The 19515-nt window shown below is 50.5% G+C and carries 20 protein-coding genes; 4 read left to right on the top strand and 16 right to left on the bottom strand.

From position 1 onward, the window contains the following. Positions 1 to 123 precede the first annotated feature (123 nt). Both FS806_RS00435 and FS806_RS00440 read left to right on the top strand, forming a co-directional pair. On the top strand, positions 124 to 792 hold the full coding sequence (locus FS806_RS00435; RefSeq protein WP_144932052.1) for a bifunctional 4-hydroxy-2-oxoglutarate aldolase/2-dehydro-3-deoxy-phosphogluconate aldolase: 669 nt from the start codon (positions 124 to 126) through the stop codon (positions 790 to 792). Next, positions 785 to 1561 (top strand): MBL fold metallo-hydrolase, encoded by a 777-nt coding sequence (locus FS806_RS00440; RefSeq protein ID WP_144932054.1) that lies wholly within the window; start codon positions 785 to 787, stop codon positions 1559 to 1561. Before FS806_RS00435 ends, FS806_RS00440 begins: the two co-directional genes overlap by 8 nt. A 122-nt stretch (positions 1562 to 1683) precedes the next feature. Here FS806_RS00440 and FS806_RS00445 read toward each other — a convergent pair whose 3' ends face one another. From FS806_RS00445 to FS806_RS00460, 4 genes are all read right to left on the bottom strand, one after another. Further along, positions 1684 to 2334: a helix-turn-helix transcriptional regulator gene (locus FS806_RS00445; protein ID WP_144932056.1), complete on the bottom strand. Its 651-nt coding sequence runs from the start codon at positions 2332 to 2334 to the stop codon at positions 1684 to 1686. Between the two features lie 87 nt (positions 2335 to 2421). Beyond that, positions 2422 to 2847 carry a DUF86 domain-containing protein gene (locus FS806_RS00450; protein ID WP_144932058.1) on the bottom strand — a complete coding sequence of 142 codons (426 nt, stop codon included), beginning with the start codon at positions 2845 to 2847 and terminating at the stop codon, positions 2422 to 2424. 200 nt (positions 2848 to 3047) lie between these two features. Beyond that, positions 3048 to 3716: a tetratricopeptide repeat protein gene (locus FS806_RS00455; RefSeq protein WP_144932060.1), complete on the bottom strand. Its 669-nt coding sequence runs from the start codon at positions 3714 to 3716 to the stop codon at positions 3048 to 3050. Between the two features lie 234 nt (positions 3717 to 3950). Beyond that, complete coding sequence (locus FS806_RS00460) at positions 3951 to 5252, bottom strand: enolase C-terminal domain-like protein (RefSeq protein ID WP_144932062.1); 1302 nt, start codon at positions 5250 to 5252, stop codon at positions 3951 to 3953. Positions 5253 to 5423: 171 nt separating this feature from the next. Here FS806_RS00460 and FS806_RS00465 point away from each other — a divergent pair, with 171 nt between their 5' ends. Continuing rightward, positions 5424 to 5705: a hypothetical protein gene (locus FS806_RS00465; protein WP_144932064.1), complete on the top strand. Its 282-nt coding sequence runs from the start codon at positions 5424 to 5426 to the stop codon at positions 5703 to 5705. 1554 nt (positions 5706 to 7259) lie between these two features. On the opposite strand, the gene FS806_RS00470 is transcribed toward FS806_RS00465, so the two are convergent. From FS806_RS00470 to hisJ, 7 genes are all read right to left on the bottom strand, one after another. After that, positions 7260 to 8318: a Gfo/Idh/MocA family protein gene (locus FS806_RS00470; RefSeq protein ID WP_144932066.1), complete on the bottom strand. Its 1059-nt coding sequence runs from the start codon at positions 8316 to 8318 to the stop codon at positions 7260 to 7262. Positions 8319 to 8411: 93 nt separating this feature from the next. Further along, positions 8412 to 11438: a heparinase II/III domain-containing protein gene (locus FS806_RS00475; protein ID WP_144932068.1), complete on the bottom strand. Its 3027-nt coding sequence runs from the start codon at positions 11436 to 11438 to the stop codon at positions 8412 to 8414. A 15-nt stretch (positions 11439 to 11453) separates the two neighbouring features. Further along, positions 11454 to 12347, bottom strand: a complete 894-nt coding sequence (locus FS806_RS00480) for a carbohydrate ABC transporter permease (RefSeq protein ID WP_144932070.1) — start codon at positions 12345 to 12347, stop codon at positions 11454 to 11456. Positions 12348 to 12361: 14 nt separating this feature from the next. Then, complete coding sequence (locus FS806_RS00485) at positions 12362 to 13267, bottom strand: ABC transporter permease (RefSeq protein ID WP_260981920.1); 906 nt, start codon at positions 13265 to 13267, stop codon at positions 12362 to 12364. Between the two features lie 124 nt (positions 13268 to 13391). Continuing rightward, positions 13392 to 14996 (bottom strand): type 2 periplasmic-binding domain-containing protein, encoded by a 1605-nt coding sequence (locus tag FS806_RS00490; protein ID WP_260981921.1) that lies wholly within the window; start codon positions 14994 to 14996, stop codon positions 13392 to 13394. A 178-nt stretch (positions 14997 to 15174) separates the two neighbouring features. Continuing rightward, a complete protein-coding gene (locus FS806_RS00495; RefSeq protein ID WP_144932072.1) occupies positions 15175 to 16191 on the bottom strand; it encodes a LacI family DNA-binding transcriptional regulator in 1017 nt (338 codons plus the stop codon). A 203-nt stretch (positions 16192 to 16394) separates the two neighbouring features. Next, positions 16395 to 17240: a histidinol-phosphatase HisJ gene (hisJ, locus tag FS806_RS00500; protein WP_144932074.1), complete on the bottom strand. Its 846-nt coding sequence runs from the start codon at positions 17238 to 17240 to the stop codon at positions 16395 to 16397. Positions 17241 to 17391: 151 nt separating this feature from the next. Here hisJ and FS806_RS00505 point away from each other — a divergent pair, with 151 nt between their 5' ends. Beyond that, positions 17392 to 17664, top strand: a complete 273-nt coding sequence (locus tag FS806_RS00505) for a hypothetical protein (RefSeq protein ID WP_144932076.1) — start codon at positions 17392 to 17394, stop codon at positions 17662 to 17664. A gap of 20 nt (positions 17665 to 17684) precedes the next feature. Here FS806_RS00505 and FS806_RS00510 read toward each other — a convergent pair whose 3' ends face one another. From FS806_RS00510 to FS806_RS00530, 5 genes are all read right to left on the bottom strand, one after another. Beyond that, on the bottom strand, positions 17685 to 18149 hold the full coding sequence (locus FS806_RS00510; RefSeq protein ID WP_144932078.1) for a spore germination protein GerPE: 465 nt from the start codon (positions 18147 to 18149) through the stop codon (positions 17685 to 17687). Positions 18150 to 18154: 5 nt separating this feature from the next. Beyond that, positions 18155 to 18334, bottom strand: a complete 180-nt coding sequence (locus FS806_RS00515) for a spore gernimation protein GerPD (protein ID WP_144932080.1) — start codon at positions 18332 to 18334, stop codon at positions 18155 to 18157. Beyond that, positions 18315 to 18932, bottom strand: coding sequence for a spore germination protein GerPC (gene gerPC, locus FS806_RS00520; protein WP_144932082.1), 618 nt, complete (start codon positions 18930 to 18932; stop codon positions 18315 to 18317). Before gerPC ends, FS806_RS00515 begins: the two co-directional genes overlap by 20 nt. A 72-nt stretch (positions 18933 to 19004) precedes the next feature. Continuing rightward, on the bottom strand, positions 19005 to 19208 hold the full coding sequence (locus FS806_RS00525) for a spore germination protein GerPB (protein WP_144932084.1): 204 nt from the start codon (positions 19206 to 19208) through the stop codon (positions 19005 to 19007). Further along, the gene (locus FS806_RS00530) at positions 19205 to 19432 is read right to left on the bottom strand and encodes a spore germination protein (RefSeq protein ID WP_144932086.1); all 228 of its coding nucleotides are present in this window, start codon (positions 19430 to 19432) and stop codon (positions 19205 to 19207) included. The genes FS806_RS00525 and FS806_RS00530 overlap by 4 nt, the downstream gene beginning before the upstream one ends. Between the last annotated feature and the right edge of the window lie 83 nt (positions 19433 to 19515).

The raw sequence follows: 19515 nt of genomic DNA on the forward strand, positions 1-19515 counted from the left end.
TTCTTTATTGAGCGTATCACAAAAAAGCAGCTAAAGAAATGGGAGATTTCGTTTCCCGAAACCGTTTGATCGAGCATATCGGCAGAAGGTATAATGCAGAAGAAGCCAACAAGGAGGGATACGATGAACCGCGAGCAAGGCCTGCAGCAAATTAAGAAAACACGGCTGATAGCCATTGCCAGAGGGGTCAAACGCGAACAGATTGTACCTGCAGCGGAAGCACTGCTTCAAGGCGGAATAACGGTTATGGAAGTGACCTTAAATACCCCTGATGCTCTCATGATGATTCAAGATTTGCAAGAGAGGCTGGGCGACAGGATGTATATAGGGGCCGGAACGGTGCTGGATTCGGATGATGCGCAAGAGGCCGTTCGGGCTGGAGCATCCTTCCTCGTTACCCCCAATACGGATGAAGACGTGATCCGCTATGCCGCCAAAGAAGGGATTCCCATCTTCCCCGGAGCGATGACTCCGACGGAAATCGTTCGCGCATGGAAAGCCGGAGCGACAGCAATTAAGATCTTCCCAAGCTCGGGACTCGGCTTGCCTTATCTGAAGGAGCTGATGGCTCCGCTAAACCGCATTCCCATGATTGCGGTCGGAGGGATTCGCGAGGATAATGTGCGGGACTATCTGGACATAGGCTGCTATGCCGTCGGAGTTGGCGGCTCCCTTATCAGCCTGAAGGAAATGGACAACGGCAATTATAACGCGCTTCGTGATAAGGCCGCCCGCTTAACCCGGCAAATTCAGGCAGCCAGCACAATGAACGGGGATGAGGCTAATGGATAGGCTGACCTTCCTGGGCACCGGTGATTCCATGGGAGTGCCGCGAGTCTATTGTGACTGCGAGGTATGCACCGAGGCAAGAACGGGTGGCCTCAACAGGCGGACCCGTTCCTCCGTCCTGCTGGAATGTGGAGGGGGGCAAATGATCATCGACTGCGGTCCCACCTGGGGAAGTCAGATGGAACGGATGCGAATGAGAGACCTCGATCATTTATTGATCACCCACGCCCATTACGATCATATCGGCGGTCTTCCGGAATATGCCGATTTGTGCCGGTGGCGCCGGAAGAAAGGCCATGTATACGCTCCTGCCGAAGTGCTGCAGTCACTTCACGGCTTCTTCCCTTGGCTGGAGAATCAGCTTGTATACCAAGAAGTGGATGACGGATTTTCGTTCGGAGAGTGGCGGATTTTTCCCTGGAGGGTATGCCATGGCAGGAATGGATTTTCCTATGCCTATCACTTCTCCAAGCCCGGATATCAATGGGTGTACTGTCCCGATTCGATTCGGCTGAGCCCGGAGGAGAAACGGCCTCTCGAGAACCTCCAGCTGCTTATTCTCGGGACAAATTTCTATAAAGAGGAAGCGGATCCGGACACGCGATCGGTCTATGATATCGTGGAAGCTCTGCAGCTTGTCGAGGAAATGAACCCGGAGCGGGTGTTCTTCACTCATCTGTCCCATGGCATCGACCTGAACGAATCAGAGCGCTACGAATTGCCGGAACGATGCAAGCTCGCTCACGAAGGGCTCCGGCTGGTGCTCTGCTAGTTGCCTCTATGAAGTATTTTCTTCCCTGCTAAAGTCAAGAAAGACAGCCTGAACCCTCCTGCCTGCAGAAGAATCGGGCTGTCTTTAATTTCTTGGATTATGAAAAACAGGAGAAGCTTCTCTTAACCTTCCGAGACTGATTTCACCGGCTGCTTTCCGATCAGATAGGTGCATCTGCGTCCGCCGCTCGTTATGCATTCCGTGCGATTGACCTCCGCTCCCAGCAATCCCTCGAACAACGCCAGCTCGCAGCTGCATGCTTCATTATATTGCCGGGCTACCTGTGAGATGGGACAGTTAAACTCGGTAAATACGAACCCGTCTTCCTTGTGCTCCCACTGCACCATATATCCGTTAGCATTCTGTATATCCGCCAGAAGAGCCACTCTTTCCGACAAGGATTTACCCTCCATCTGTTCGCGGTATTTGCCGAGCAGCTTCTCCTTGCGAAGCTGGAACAGACGTCCGATCTTCTCCTCGCCGTCCTCGGTTACAAGCTCATGCAGCAGATCTAACGTTAATTGATGGTAGTTCTTCGGAAAGAATTCATCTGCCGATTCTGTCAGCGAGTATAAGTGCGTCGGCCTGCCCATTGCCTGACGGGACAACCGGGTTTCGACCAGACCGTCCCGCTCCAATGTATTCAAGTGACGGCGAACAGCCATCTCCGTTATTCCCAACTGCTTGGCCATTTCGCTAACGCTCATTGGGCCGTCCGTCTTCATCATCGTCAACAGCAATCTGCGAGTGGATGATTCCTGCTCTTTACTCATCCTGATCACCACCTGTAATGCCATTGTATCGCATTTGGAGCGGATAGTAAATTAAACAAACCAAAATGTTGAGTATCTAAAGGCAGCCTACTCACCAAGCTCTTTACGGACGAACTGCCGGACGGAAGGAGCGAACTCCTTCAATATAGCCGGCAGGTCACCGATTAACGGATGTAATCCATCCCTATCCAACTTCATATATTCCTGAACAAGCGGTTTGCGCAGCTTGACGAGTTCGATCAGCGGTTCCCCGATTTCACGGTCAAACACATTTTCTCCCAGCAAAATTTCTACAATATCCTCATAGCTGCTGGCGTCTCTCATCATAAACGCATCGATCAGAAGGCTGCCGACATCGGTCACGCTCTCAATCGCCAGATGAAGAATACGTTCCTGAGCTAACCCATCCAGCAAGATTCCATTCCAATTATCCTTCAATTGTTCACATGCCTCGCTGATGACGGGCAAAAATTCGAGCAGCTGTTCCAGCTGCTCCCTGTTAATATAGTACATTTGACAGCCTACTTTCTTTTTTTCATTTTAGTCCATATAAACATGGATACGAAGGTGACTGCAACTACGACAATCAGAACGATCGCTTGCATCGGATATTCCATGGACATCTAAATTCATCTCCCGTGTCATTCTGTTATTAGCCATCTGGGCTGAAAAAAAGGTTGTGATACGTTGCAGGAATGCCCGACAAACCGAAGCTAGCCGCCCTTCATCCTGGCCAGCAGCGCCCAACGCCGTTCCGATCGTTTCTTATACTTTGGCAGTCCCCGGTAGATATCCAATGTCTCCGCATAGGCTTGGCGGGCTTCTTGCCGGCGTCCGAGCCTGTCGTAAAGCTGTCCAAGCCGATAATACGCCTCGCAGGAGGAGGAGTGAACCTCCCTGAATTGCTCCAGGTAAGCCAGCGCTTGGTCCGGCTTGGATTCCGCAAACGCTTCACCCAGTCTTAGAAAAGGCTCCCCGTAGCGGATGCGCGGATTTAGCTCAATGCTGCGGAGCATGCTGCGCTCTCCGCTCTCAAGTTCTCCCAGCTTCAACCGGCACAGTCCGATGCCAAATTGGACATCTGCCGATTCCTCCATCATGGGCTCGATTTCCTCCAAATAGGACAGTGCTTCCCTATATTTCTTCTTGCCGATAAGCAGATAGGCGGCTTCCAGCTTGGCGCTGGTTTGATGCGGCTGCAGCCGCAGCTCCTGACGAAGTTGACTCAGCCTCCGGCTTTGCCGAAACGGCTTGGTAATGCTGGGCGACAGTCCCAGAAACTTACGGTCAAGCCAGTAGAGAACCACGAAAAGAATGATAATGGCAATGAATGGATTGCCTATCAGCCACCAGAGCAGTGCAAACACAAAAATGTTTCTCAATAGTCACTCCTCCTAATCTTCCCTAACGCAGACCGATAGCTATTTCTTTCACAACTATTTTATTATATCAAAGAAACTCTGCCTCACCCAAAAGGAGATTTTATCATTTTTCAACAATCCCTTATATGAACCCTTCCAGCGAAGGAAAATCGGGCTGTTTCTTTCATAGAAGTACGTCTAAGGTTCCGGACATAAAGTTCGTCATGAATAAATACTGCGTATCCCGGCTATCCCCTACCCGCGCCGGTCTCCTTGTGTGGCGATCTGCTCATAGGCTTCGCTGCGGTCGAGTATCCCTCCGTTCACCGAGTAGAAAGCCTCAGTCAACCGGAAGATTCCCCGGGTGGATTCGGTCCACTCGGCTTGACCGTGAGGGTGATGCCGGCGCATCTCCTCCCACCTCCGGTAATTCTGGTGACCGTTGGACTCCAGCAGGCCCGTCTTAAGTCCCGGAATGGGCTTCAGCCGGGCAGCCACATTCTTATTCCAATCGACCATCCACGGATTTGCCGTCAAATCCGCGCAGAAGCAAGGAATGCCCCGTTCATGCGCCAGCTTGGCCATTTTCAGGCTGACGCTCAATGTTTTGGCTACCGGTTTCAAAGCAATAGCTCCGTAGCCAAGCTCTATTCTGGCCAGCGCGTCCTCTTCGTTGTGCACGCTCTCATCCGCCGCAATGCGAACGGGGAGATCCGCTACCTCCGTCTCATCGTTCTCTGGGAAGGGCTCTTCCAGCAGAACGATCCGCTCCAACGCTCCAATGTGGTCGGCATGCTCCAATAATGAGAGAAGCCGATCTTTATGATCATAGCGCCCGTTCGCATCCAAATAGTAGACGATCCTCCCGCTCTCCGTAAATTCGCTTGACCTCTCGCCGGCCAACCTATGGACGGTTTCCAGTCTCTGTTTGTCCCACTCGAGCATCTCGCTTCGATCGCCATTCTGCTTCGGATCCGCTCCCAGCTTGATTTTCAACACGAAATAGCCTTCCTCCAGCAAACGGATGATTTCTTCCTCCGGCATGCCATAAGGAATCAGAGGAGTACTGGCCAGCGCGGAATGTCTGCTGGACAAAGGAGCACGGTACTCCTCCGGGATGAGCTGATCGAACGAGGATATCCCGCTCTGCCGGGCAAATAATTGCCACGAGGCAAAATCAACGGGAACCAACGAATTGAGAGCAAAGGTCAAGCGAAGATCCGGGTGGCTATGCCCCCGGCCATATTCATAAACCTGCGGCAGAACATGCTCCAGAAGGGCAAAGGGATCGCTGTACTCCTTACCCAGGACTGCATCCAGTGCTGCCGTCGTCATTCGGACCATGATTTCGTTGCCCTTCTGCCCGCCCAGCCGGGTAAAGACATCGGCATCCGACCACAGCACGCTTTGCACGCCGGTTCCTGCTCCAATCTCCCCCGTTTCATTGGCCAGCAGTACAACGGATTGCCACAGTTCATCTATGTAACCTCCTTTAAAGCCAAAAGGGGCCAGCAGTTCCTCTTGAACAACCGCGTGTTTCGTCTGAACGATCCTCATAATGGAATTTCACCCTTCTCCCCATATTTGTCCATAGGTGCCGATCGTGTTAGTTAATTATAAGTATATCAACAACTAACGATTTTGGCACAAAGTTGTTGCAAAGTAGAATTGCCTCGAAATTGCCGGCGGGTTACAATAAATAGGTAGGAGATAGAAAGGGGGCCCGTTATGAACGAACGTCAAGCTCTTCAGTGGAAAAAGAAACGGCAAATGGGAAAGTCCAAATTTCTGGTTAATTATTGCATACTGGGCTTCGGTCTTTCCACGGCTGTCATCCTTACACTCTTGGAACTTATTTCCATGCACGATCTGTTCTGGCAATTCGCGATCATTCGGCTCGTTGTTTTTCCGATCATCGCCGTCCTGTTCGGAATTGGCTATTGGGAGTCGAAGGAAAGGAAATATTCGGAATTTGCCGAGACCCATACGACAAACGCATCCCGTTCCTAATCTCGTTAGGCGAAAAACAGGCCGGCCCGTTCGGGTGCCGGTCTTAAATGCTTATACAGAGTCCCCCGCCCCGGTTCGCACAGTTGTGTTACGAACGGCCGCCATGGCCCGCTGGTGTTCATTCGTGTTGTTGGCCGTAGGGTGGCTGGCGGATAGTTAGCCTGTAGTATGTGTCACCGCCTTTTTTGTACATCAAATAAGGCATGGCCTACAACAGCAAAGACGAGAAATTGCAGGTCTTTCTCCAGGAAACCGTTTAAACCCGGAAAGGCCAACAATTCTGCAGGTCTTTTTCCGGAATTTAGCTAAAAGCCCGGAAAGACCAACAATTCTGCAGGTCTTTCTCAAGAAAATCCCGAAAATCGGCCAAATCACTAAAAAGACCTGCACATTTGCTCGTCATTTGCTGATTTTACACAAAATCCCCAAAAAGACCTGCATTTTTGCGAGTCCTTGAAGTCTGTCCGTACATCGCGGCTTGACTTTGTTAACAATCAAGCTTGCTTTGGTCGTTACCCCTTTTCACTCAGTGTCTTTCAAGGAGGCTTTGTACCTCTTTCCTCTTTTGATTGCTTTCCCCTTCACTCAGTTTCTTTTAATCGGAGATTCGTACCTTCCCCCTCCTTTTGACTGCTATCCCCTTTACTCAGTTTCTTTAAACCGGAGATTTCGCGCCTTTCCCCTTCTTTTGACTGCTATCCCGTTTACTCAGTTTCTTTATAACCGGAGATTTCGTACCTTTCTCCTCCTTTTGACTGCTATCCCATTTACTCAGTTTCTTTATAACCGGAGATTTCATGCCTCTCGCCTCCTTTCGGCTACTATCCCCTTCACTCAGTTTCTTTAAACCGGAGATTTCGCGCCTTTCACCTTCTTTTGACTACTATCCCATTTACTCAGTTTCTTTATAATCGGTGATTTCGTGCCTTTCACCTTCTTTTGACTGTTATCCCATTTGCTCAGTTCCTTTAAACCGGGGATTCATGCCTCTCACCTCCCTTCGTCTCTTTCCCTTTCTCATAGTAGCTTCCGGGTAGAAAATGGATGAGAACCAGCAGAATAATTTGAAACATTGTTCCTTTCTGAGACAAGGGGATAACAGTCCAATATCTTGGCAAAGAGATGCATAGGAACAGGGGGCCGGCTAGATAACCTAAGAAGGGGGGCGGTCTGACAAGGAACTAACGAGGTATTAACGTCGGACTGACGATGTGCTGGAGAGATGCTAACGAGGCACTAACGTGGAGACGATGCGCTGGCGAGAGCTAACGAGGCACTAATGTGGGGGCGACGCGCTGGAGAGATGCTAACGAGGAGTTAACGAGGGACTGACGAAGCTCTAGCGAGGTGCTGACGAGGAGCTAACGAGTCCGTTGAAGAGGTACTGTTGAGGATGCAGCATCTCTGATTTGACTAACTAAGAGCAAGAAAAGGGTTCTGTATAATAAAGCCAATCGAAAATGTAGTACAATTTTTCCCTTCATGGGGTAATAAAAATCCGCCGGCCACAGGCCGACGGATGAAGTATGCTGTATAAGTCCTTGAAATTCAATATTAGAATCGGATTTCTTTGCCCTGCTCGCTGGATTCATAAATCCCGCAAAGAATTTTCATCATCTCGACGCCGTCTTGTACCGGGCTGAGCGTTTCTTTGCGCCCTTTGCAAGCGTCGATGAAGTGGTTGATCTCGTTCTGGAAGCCTCCGGCAAAATCGAATGTCGGATGATCGACCTGAGGAGATACATTCAAAATCGTATCGTACTTCTCGGTAACGATCGTCAGCTCCGGCTCCACTTCGGCTCCGCCTTTGGTCCCGTAGAGCTTCACGGTCAATTCGTCCTTCTTCGCATGCAGCGTAAAGCTGACATCGACCATCAGGGAAGCCCCATTCTCGAAACGGATCAAGGCGTTGGCCGCATCCTCGACGGTGTTCTTGTCCGCATCGTAGTCCGCAGCACGGTAGAAGCTCAAATTTTTCACATTGTTACGGTTTCCAAGCTTGTTATAAGCATTTCCGGTGATCGACTGCACCTTCGGTCTGCCCATCAGATACCAAGCCAGATCAATAACATGGACACCGATGTCGATCAGAGGACCGCCGCCGGAACGCTCCTTGTCCGCGAACCAGCCTCCGGGATTCCCCAATCGGCGCAGACAGGAAGCCTTGGCATAATAAATTTCTCCAAGGTCGCCGTTGTCGATAAATTCCTTCAGCACCTTCGTGTTGCTTCCATAGCGTCTGACGAAACCTACTTGCAGCACTTTACCGCTGCGCTTGACCGCTTCTTCTACCTGCAGAGCTTCCTCAACTGTTTTGCAAAGAGGCTTCTCGACAAGCACATTCTTGCCGGCGTTCAAAGCCGCGATGCTGATGGGAGCATGGGAATTATTCCAGGTGCAGACGCTGACCGCTTCGATTTCCGGCAGGGCCAGAAGCTCGTTATAATCGGTGAATACTTTCGATGCGCCGTATTTCTCGGCCTTCGCCTTGGCTCTTTCCTCGTTCAAATCACAAATCGCATAAATTTCCACTTCCGGATTGTTGTGGTATGCCTCCAAGTGCACTCCCGAAATGGACCCGGCACCGATGACGCCAATTTTCATTTTCTCCATCACAAATCCTCTCCCATCATAATCTATCTTCTCTTAATTTAGCCCAAACGTTGGCAGGATTCAACCAATTTTCATCATTTCGGGAGCGATTTCTCAGATAAATTGAATAAAATCTCCAATTTGTACGTCGACAATGTCGAATTTTTCCTCCAAATGAAAAGGCTTCACGATGTCTACTCGCAATCGCTTCAAATGATCCACTCCGGTAATGATTGCCTCTCCTCCGGAATAGCCTTTCATCGCTTTGCCGCGGAAAGGAGTCACACCTTCGGAGGAAAGGTCGAACCCGAGCGGCAGAGGATAAACCGTATCGATTCCTCCATCCTCGATCTGCCGGACAATCCCTTTGGACAAAATGACCGAATCCTTCAACGTAATTTTCAGCAGCCCCGCATCCTGATGCATGGAGCGTACAGGATATATGGAAGCGGGACCTGCACCGGAACGGATCTTCACATATTGAGGAAGCTCCCGCGGCTGATCGGCCTTCACCCAGATGGTCTCCGCATGAATGTCCACTTGCTCCACCGGCAGCCACTTCCGCGCTTCCGCTTGCCCGGTGGCCTCCCGGAATTCCGCATGATCGGCCCGAATGAGCGACTGGGCGGTCATCCGGCCCTCTTCGTCCAACCGCATCCAGGCGCAGCGGCCTTCGATCCGCCATTCGCCGTAGGGAGTTTCAACCTTGATCGTCTGATCCTGCGGACTGTATGCCCAGTAATCCTCCAAGCCGTTGTCCAGCTTCACACGGAAGGCGGTAACGAGCTCACCGTACGCCTTCAGCGGCTCCAATCCGGTCACTTTCGGCCCGGCCTCATCCGCGCTGATAGCCTGATAAACGGCTGCATACTGCTTGGCCCGCTCCTCGCTGCGGATGATGAGCACGGGATGCTGGACCGTTCCTTCTAAGCTCGGACATTGTCCGCTCAATATCCGGTCCTGCGGCACGCAAATCCCGTGCCAGTTCAGCACGCCGCCTTGGCTGGAGGTCCATGTGGCGCTTACAGTCCGCCCCTCGGCTGCATGCTCCCGAACGGCATAGATGTACCCATAGCCGTTATTCGGTTCGGGAGTCCAGGCCTGCAGCTTCTCCCCATCAAGGGCATGGGTGAATGTCTCACCCGTCGACAGCCGCTCCCCGAAGCTCTTGCCCGGATAATCGAAATACGGCTTCTCCTCCGCATCCACCCCGGCCAGAGTCCAGTGCTCCGCTGCCTGCCGTACCCCGTTTACTGCTAATTCACTGTCCTCGTGAAAGGCATGGAAAGCGTAGTCACACATTTCCGCGCCTTGAACATAGAAAAAATCGGCTATGTACGAAGCCTGATCGCCGATCGGAACGGCAGCGGCCATTCTCTGGTAAGCATCGATATCATACAATGCCGGAGCCTGGCCTTCAATCGCGGACAAGTAACCGTCCTCGTAAATAACAGAGCATTCCCCGCCGGCGAACCGCTTGTACAGTTGCCCCCGCTTTAACTCTCGGTCCCGATTGACGACAACGGTGTTATGGGCGATCGCTTTCGTCCCCCAACCGAAATGGCCGTTCGTTCCATAAATGCCATAGCCTATATCGGCCGAAATTTCTTTGCCGTGGGCATAAAAATTAAGGCCGAGGACATCGTCGTGCGCGTGGGTGTTGTTTTGCCCTACTCTCATCAATAAGGTCGTATCGTTGGCATCCCTGGCAATCGCCAAGCCGAACTGGCCCTTGACTGTATTCCCTCTCGGCCGTTCTAACCCGTCTGTCCGGGGACTCGGCGGATGGGCAAAGAATAAATCAATCCCCCGGCCGCCGAGCTCCGGAACCGCCGCAGCGTACAGCTTCTCCATGCATTGCATCGCTTCCCTCTTCATGTCCGGGTCCGGGGAAAACTGGTTAAAGAACGACGCCGCCCGGTAAGTATCGACCAGAAGCTTGCGGTCCGGCTCTGTGCTTTGACGGGTATCTCTGCCCCAGTCCCCAAAGCAGGGAAGATGTCCCTGGCATAACACATCGAGATGGTTGCGAACGGAAAATTGGAAGAACCGGCTGCAGTCAAACGGATGAAATTGTTTAAGCTGCTCCTCGCCGGATGCTCTCATGGCCAGCAGGGCTACATCCAGAAAAACCGAGCCGGTAAACAGGCTGTACCCATAGGAGCCTTCATAATACATTCCGTCCCGGCCAATCGCGTTATAGAAGTAAGCTTCGACCGCCTGCACTCCCCACCGCAAATAATCCTCATTATCCAGTACGAGCCCGACGGCCAGCATAGCCCTCACTCCGTCGGATTCATGATTCTGCAGGTTCGTAAGATTGCCGCCGCTCAGATCGTAGACCGGTCCTCCCGGCTCGGTCAGCATGTAATCATTCAGCATCGTTTCGATGCAGGCGCGCATCGTCCCCGTTCTGCCCAATCGGCTCAAGGCGGGAGAAGGGCTGTCCAGCTCGGGCAGCCGGTACAGCCAATCGTAATCGTGGGCGATGCATACTTTGATCCGATGCACGATGCTTGTCAGCATATGCAGCCGGCCGATTTCAAAATCACTGCCGAACGGGGTGAAATCCCGCGGCCCGATCGTGCCGGGCAGTATCGCGGAGAAAGCATCGAGCAGTACAAGCGCTTTATGCGCATATCGCTCTTCTCCCGTCAGCATGTATAAATAAGTAAGCTTCGTAACCATTCCTTCGTGATCTCGGACTCCGCCGAACCAATCGCCCGCGATAAAGAAATTCCACATGCCTACCGGATAATATCCTTTGCCGTTCTTTTCGAACCCGTGACCAGTATCCGGATACCTGTCATTAGGGAAGGTCATCCGGCAGTGGGGACAGGTCAGCAACTTGCGGGGAAACTGTCTAATGTCGGAGAACATGGGCCGCTGCTCCTCCAGATTCATGGGAAAGGGCTGTCCACAATCGGGACAGCCGGCAATTCCATAAGCAAAAGTCTGGTCCTGCATGCTCAGGACACAGTCATAGATTAATTGGTCGTCGAGCTCCAGGAACGAGTCGCACCTTCTTTTCCAGGCTTGATAGGCTTCCCGCGCCCAGGCATGGGAGTCCAGATTGCGCTTAGCCTGCTCTACATCCTGAACCGTAAAATAAAATCCGTGCTTCGGCCGGACGGTTGTCATCGTTTCACTCCCTTTCTATCCTTTCAGAGAACCGATCATGATGCCTTTAACAAAATATTTCTGTACAAACGGGTATACGCAAATAATCGGAATCGTGGCGACCATAATCGTTGCCGCCTTGATAATGTCCGGCGTCACCGCATTTTCCCTCGTCGGATCGTAGGATTCGAACTGCTGAAACTGCGCCGAGCCTTCAATGACAATTTTGCGCAGCACATTCCCGAGCACCGTCTTCTCCGGATTCGAAATATACAAGAGAGAGTCGAACCAGGCGTTCCAGTGTGCGACCGCATACCACAGCGCAATCGTAGCAATGATAGGCTTGGAGACCGGAAGCACGATCGAGAACAAGACGCGGAAGTCGTTCGCTCCGTCCATCTTCGCCGACTCTTCTATTTCTTCGGGTAGCGACATGAAGTAATTCCGGACAATGATCATCGAGAAAGCCGCGATCAGTCCCGGAAGAATGAGCGCCATCCGGTTGTCCAGCAATCCCAGCTCCTTGACGAGCAAGTAGTTGGGGATCAGGCCGCCGCTGAAAAACATGGTGAAAACAATCATCATGGTGAACAGATTGCGGTTGGGCAAATATTTCTTCGATAACGGATAGGCGCACAGAACGGTGAAAATAACGTTCAGGAATGTTCCGAGCACCGTCCGATAAACGGTGTTATAGTATCCGACCCAAATCATCCGGTTGTCGAAGACGGCTTTATACGCCTCCGCCGAGAATTCTCTGGGCCACAGCTTCAAGCCGTAAACGTTCGCCGCAGCCGGTGTGCTGAAGGAAACCACCAGTACATCGATAAAGGGGTAAACGGCCGTGAAAGCAAACAAAGTCAGAAAGACGACGTTAAAGGTGTCGAACGCTTTCTCCCCGAACGATTTCTTACCTATAGTCATGGACATCGTTTAATCACTCCTCACCAGATGCCGTAGTCGCTGAATCGCTTGACGATCGTGTTCGTTATAATAATCAGCACGAAGGCGATGACGTTGATGAACAATCCGGAGGCCGTCGCCAGCCCGTACTGCATCTCGGTGATCCCGATTCGGTAGGTATAGGTGCTTAACACGTCTCCCACCTCATATACAGCCGGATTATAGAAGTTGAACACCTGGTCGAAATCGTCATTGATAATGCCTCCGACGGCAAAGATAAACATGATCGTAATGACCGGGATCAAGGAGGGCAGAGTGATATGGATCATCTGCTTCCACCGGTTGGCTCCGTCTACAATAGCCGCCTCGTACAGGGAAGGATCGATTCCCGACAGCGCAGCCAGATAGATGATGGAGCCCCATCCGACACCTTTCCAGACTTCGGTGCTGACGAGTAGTGTCCGGAACCAGTTCTTGTCACCGAAGAAGAAGATGGCGTCTCCTCCCAGCGAGGTGATGATATAGTTGACGACTCCACGCGTAGGCGAGAAAATTTCCATGAAAATCCCTGCCAGGACGACCCAGGATAAGAAGTGGGGCAGGTAGCTTAAGGTTTGGACGAATTTTTTAAACAAAATGACTCTCAGCTCGTTAAGCAGAATCGCCAATATAATGGGAGCCGGAAATCCGAACACCAGCTTGTAGAAGCTGATGATGATCGTGTTGCGGAAAGCCTTCGGAAAATCCCTGCCTGTAAACAGATCGACAAAATTTTGAATTCCGTTCCAGGGGCTGCCGAACACCCCGTCAATGAACCGGTATTCTTTAAACGCCAGAATGATTCCGTACATCGGCAAATACTTGAATATAATAAAATACAGCAAACATGGCAGCAGCATAATTAACAAATATTTATGCTTCCAATAGGATTTAAGCCACGTTCTCATTCTTCCCGGTCTCATGTTTGGAGAAGGAAGCGTGCTTGATGTTGTTATTTTCCCGTTCATACCCTCACTCCTAACGGAAAAAGCGGCCAAAGAACCACCTGCTGGCCGCTTTTATGAATCTGGATTATTTCAAGGACTGATACCATTCGTTAGCTTCTTTGGTCAACTGGTCTCCTCCAGAGCTCTTCCACTCCTCGACGAATTTATCGAATTCCTCCAACGGCTTCTCTCCATTAATGATCGCGGTGAACGTATCCTGCTGAAGCTTGATCAGGTTTTTGGAATATTTGCTGTCGGACGGAAGCGGGGACTTCACTGCGTTCTCATAGCCGGCTCCCTCGAACTTGAAGTACTTATCGTTGGCTCCGACCCGTTTCGGATCCTGCAGCTTCTTCGAGAACTCAGGCTGGGCAAAAGGAGAGAATGTAATATGCGCTCCGATCTTCGCCATTTCCTCATTGGTCTTGAAGCCTTCCTTCATAACGATCGTATGTCCGTCCGGACCATTGTCATGGTGTACACCTTTATCGCCATATTTCACTTTCACGAAGGTGTCGAAATCTCCGTAAACTGTATCCCAAATTTGCATAATCCGATGTCTCGTCTCATCATCTGCGGCATCTTTACCGAACGCCATATAAGTACCTCCGACCAGACCAGGCGTTATGTTTCCGAATTTGCCGTCCGGCCCTACCGGAGGTTTGCCGTAGGCAATCTTGCCTTCACCTTTGGTCACTTCCGCCAGCATCTTGGTGTTGTCGCCGCCCAGGAAATTCGTTTCCGGATCGGCTGGAGACCAGTGATAATAAGAACCGTGGGAGGATACTCCGATTTTGCCGTTGACAAAGTCATGGGAGATCGCCCAATAGCCTCCGGTGTTCTCTCCGATAACCCATTCCGGGCTGATCAAATCCTCCTGCTTCCACTCTCTCAGCGTTTCCAATGCCTTCTTCGTTTCGGGAAGAATTCCGCTCCAGACGATCTGTCCGTCGCGAATCGTCCAGAATTCCGGGTAGACTCCGTAAGCGCCGTAAACATTCGTCATTCCGGAATTGGACATCCCGTAAGTATCCTTCTTATTGTTGCCGTCCGGATCATCATTGCGGAATTTCACCAAGGCTTCCTTGTACTCCTCAAGCGTCTCCGGCACTTCCGTAATGCCTACCTTCTCAAGCCAATCCTGTCTCCAGGCTGTAGCCAAACTGTATACCCCATCGCTGTTAATGCTCGGGATACCTATGTACTTCCCGTCATATTTCACGTAATCCCAAATTTTCGGATCGTAAGAGTCCACCAGCTTCTTATAATTGGGCATATACTGGTTAAGCTCTTCTTCCGTGTAGCCTACCGTTACCCCTTGGGTATAGAACTTCTGCAAATCCGCCCCCGAATAAACGGTCATAAAATCCGGAATTTCGCCCGAAGCAAGCTTCGTGCCGAGAAGCTGCTCCCTCTGGGTGACGTCCATATACCAAATGTTAAGCTTGACATTAAATTTGTCTTCCACGAACTTCTTAATCGGCGCATCGTTGTCCACCGGACCGTACTGATAAGTAAGCCAATCCAGCGAAACTGTTTTCGGTGCAGCGCTTTCAGAAGGCTCCGAGCTCGGGCTCGGGCTTGCATTCGGACTTGACGCCGGCTTCTCTTCTTTGCCGCATGCCGTCAAACTGGCAGCTACTACTCCCGCCATAAGGACAGATGCCGCTTTCCCCCATTTACCTTGCATAAACCTTCCCCCTTGTCAATTCTTACTAAAAAAGGAATGAGTAATCGTTTCCATATCATATTAACACGCGTTATATTTGTCGTCAATAATAAAATAACATTTGTTATGTACTTGCCGAAGCAAACAAAAAAGGGCGTTTCCGCCCTTCGCTATTCCTGCCTTATAAATAACATTTAACTCAACTTCCCGAACGGTATAAAGCGGCTGTCCCGCCTTCGTGGATGACCGTATCCTTCAAATAAATGGTACGGCGATCCTTATCCCCTTCATTGATAATTTCAATCAGCCGTTTCACAACGATTTCCTTCTCTTCCGGACCGATATATAACGTTGTTAAATTCGGAACACTCATCTTGACAAGCTCCGAATATCCCCAGCCGACGAGGCTGATCTTCCTGGGAACCTGAAATCCAAGGTCCTTAAGCTTCTGCAGCGCTCCGAATTGAATGACGGTGTTAACGCAAAAAGCGGCGGAGTAGTCAATTTCAAGTATTTCCATTCTCGAGGCCAGCTCGTATCCATCCTCTTCCTTACTGACCTGGACTAACGAGATATCATAGGGTAATCCGGCCTCCTCCAGCGCTTTGCGGTAGCCGGCCAACGTCTGCTGATGAACCAACGTATCCAGGCTGCCGCTGAACAAGGCAATTCGGACATGCCCCAGATCCGTCAAATATTTCGTTGCCTCATATGCAATTTTGACCACGTCCGTAACAATGACATTCACATCGGTTCTATTCGAGGACACACCGCTATAAACAACATAAGGAACTGCCGCATCCTCCATGATATCCAAAATGTCGTCATCTATATCTCCGGTCAGAACGATTCCGGAAACCTCCTTGTTTCCGAGATACTTGGAAAGCATGTTGAAATCATTCGTACTGGAGCGAACATTCATGAAAATCAGCCTGTACCCATGTTGGCTTGCTACATTTTCGATCACCCGAAGGTCGTGAATATACAAGGGGTCGTCCGGTTCGCGGTTATACAGAATATAGCATATTTTGGGGTAAATTTCGCTGTCCCGGTAACCGAGTTCTTTAGCGGCCTGCAGAATGCTCCTTCGCGTTTCCTCCGAAACGGTGCTGTTCGGTGTATTATTGAGAACCAAAGACACCGCTGTTCTGGAAATACCTAAATAATCCGCTATATCTTTCTTCGTGACGGTCATTTTGCAACCTCCCTCCTCCATCTGATATTCCCTCCTCAATAACGGACGTTATATCAAAGACGGACCCATCCGAAAAACATTATACATGAAAGAAAGGCCGGAAGGAAGCGGTCAATATCGGGCCTTTGTAAAAAGAACAAGCGCAAATCTACCAAGATCACTTTACTGACTTAGAACGCTAGTTATATTTATCGGCTTCCAACCCTTCCGACTATCCTTCTACATTAAGGTCGGGCCGATCGGAAGGAGGCAATGGATTCCTCATAGTAATTCCATCCCTCGCCGACATGCTCCGGACGATGGGCATCCGATCCGAAAACAAGCGGAATCCCCATTTCCAGACATCTGCCGATAAACCATCCGGGAACGTACGGCTGGCCGCAGGTCGGAACTCTCAAGCCTGCAGTATTGACATCAATGCCCACGCCTGCCTCGGCCAGCTTCGGAAGAAGCCCGTCCAGCCGCTTCCGGATCTGATCCGGATCGATCGGAGGAAGCGCCTTATGGAACTTCTCTATCAAATTGACATGACCCAACCGGCGGCTGCCCGGGAGTTTGGCCGCCAAGGCCACTGCCTGCTCCAGTTCATTATAATATTCGTCTACTACTTTCTCCATCGAGCCGTAGTAGGCGATTAACCCTTCCTCGAAGTCCTGCGGTGTATAATCTAAGCATCTCATTCCATCTTTGCCAGGCAGGAAATGGAGGGAGACCACCCAATCCTCCACCTCATGATGGCATTGTTCGGCCAATTCCAGAGAATACTGGGGCTTGCCGGGCAAATAATCTATTTCCATTCCGGTCCAAATTTCCAGTACTCCTTCATAGCGATTCTTGTAATTTTTTACATAATCAAAGTATGCCGGCAGCTCGCTCGCTTCCATAGCCAGCTCCCGCTGCAGCTGCTCGTTCTTCGTCCAGTGCTTCGGCAATGGAGAATGTTCGCTCACCGTATAACGGGTAAATCCCAGTTGGACCGCCCGGTCGAGATAAAGTCCGAGCTCTGCCGAGGTGCCATGAGGACAGAATGCGGTATGGGTGTGACCGTCCCATTTAAGAATCGAATTCATTGGCGAATGCTCCTTTGTCTATTCTTCTCTAGCTTGTATCTAGCATTAGGATATCACCCCGTTAGGACATATTCAAATCTGGGCTTACGTCTATACCAGGCGGGCGAAGGCCGCATACAATGAAATATATCGTTGAAGGAGATGAACATCCTTGAGTGAAAGTGTGGAAAATGGAAGTCCTAAAAAGAAAAACCGCCCTTTATCCAAAAAAGAAGTACTGGAGCTTAAACAGTCTCTTCTGTCCGTTCGCAAAGATTTGGAGAAAAAGCGGAATGAGTTAAAAGGAACGGTCAAATCTATGCAGAAGCTCGCGGTAACCCAAGAAATTCCGGAATGGGTGCAGGATGTCCGCAGTCTATATTCCCAAAAAGACTATACTTATTGGAAGCTGATCCGTACTTTGCGCAAGCACAAAATGCTATAGAAATTGCAGCAGGTATGCCGCTATCCCCCCTTTCGTCCGTTCCCGATTGCAGCGCCCGAACCGGCGGCGGCCGCTTCGACTGCTTCTACTGCGGCAGTTCCCATCTGCAGAGGAAGGTCTTCCCGGATCATTTGGCGGATATGCTTGATCCTGCTTTCGGCATCGATGCATTGGTTAGAGCCTATCTGTACTATTCCGGAAGCTGAGACTCCAATAATTTTGATCGCTTCAACCTTGATATAAGGGGATTCGTTAATGATTTCCATCTCAAGCTCTTCATCGAGCGATGGGCCGGGGATTGGATTCGTGAATATCGGGGAGGAGAAATCTCCTTCATCCCCGTAATATGAGGACTGGCTGCGCAGCACTGCCAGAACCTTCGTTTCCGGCGTCAAGCAGAGCGAATCCCCAAACTGGACAATGGAGCTCAGTTTAATCTCAATAACCTTGAAGAAACCAACCAAGGAAATTCGGGCCTGCTTCATAAACTTTACCTTGCAGCGGATAATGGTACGAACGGCCCCACGACGAAAGCTTCGGGCGGAGTATCGAATGCGGAAGCGAGACTGATCCTCTCCGTGTCTCCCACCAATAAAACCGAAGAAGTTGTAACACCAATTACCCTTATCTGTCCTACTTTGATTTCCTTATTAACCACAGTCATCTTCATGTTTCCTCACTGCCTTCCCATACTGTTTTTCAAAATATTGCTCAATGGCCAACCGGATATCCCGCTTGACCCTGTCTAATATGTCTTTCTCAACGGCGGAGTCATCCGACGAATCCTTATGCAGCCTTTGGATGTAAACAACTATTCTCGGCCCCACCTGCCGACGTATGTCCTCAATCATGGCAAATCGCACCTCATCCGGCACTTGAACGCCGTAATGGGCTTCGAAGCTGCTGACCTCTCTGGGAATCTCCATATCAATATAGCGGTCCAACTGCTCTTTAAGCTTGGGGAAAAAAGGGACATCCTCTCCCTCCTCACCTCCGGGCTCCCCGTTGGAAGGAACGGCTAATTCTTCAATGCCTTTGCCGTTCGGAGTTAATCCTATGTTCAAAGTTCCTTCCAGTGTCTCTACCTTCAGTTGGTCGAAATGGTACTCTATTCTCTCCACATGTGTCATTTTGTTGCTTTTAAATTCACGTATATCCTCACGAATCTCGATAATCATCTCTTCCATGCGCTCCATTTTCTCCTGCTGCCGGGCCAAGAAATTATATACATCCTGAAGCCACCTCATGAGCCGAGGATCGTTATACATCCCGCACACCTCCCGTTTATTTAATGTATGCGGTACATGGAACAGGCCATGCCTCTGAACGAACCTACCCCGTCATGAAGGCCCGGGCAGAGGGACTAGAGAAACGGAGGATACCGCACTCACTTCCGGAGCGGGCTTGGTAAATCCCCCGGTGTTGTACAGATTGGACAGCGACTTAATCACTCCCGCACTGCCTATTTGCAGGACTGAAGAATTAGTAACCGCCCCGATTCGAATCGTATGAATAGTTATATTCTGATGAACAGTCAAATTCATCCCGATCCCGCCTTCGCCGAAGACGTATCGACCAAATCAGGATCATTGGTATTCGTAGCGCTTATTCCGCTGTTGGTTAATGGAAGATCGCCCGTTATGAAGGAGCCTGCACCGGCAAATGTTTTTGATGTGCTGACGGGTGACAGAAAGACAGCATCACCGAATTGGACTATCCCTCCCGAGTCAACGCTTAGTATTTTAACGTTTCCGACGATGGAAGGCACGGATTTGACCTCCTTTTCGGCTCAATTGGAACGGTTCCCTGAAGAAGTCATTTGCATATAACCTATTGTATGTAGATAAATAC

The sequence above is a fragment of the Paenibacillus sp. 32O-W genome (assembly GCF_007679495.1).
In the GTDB taxonomy this organism is placed as follows: Bacteria; Bacillota; Bacilli; order Paenibacillales; family NBRC-103111; genus Paenibacillus_L; species Paenibacillus_L residui.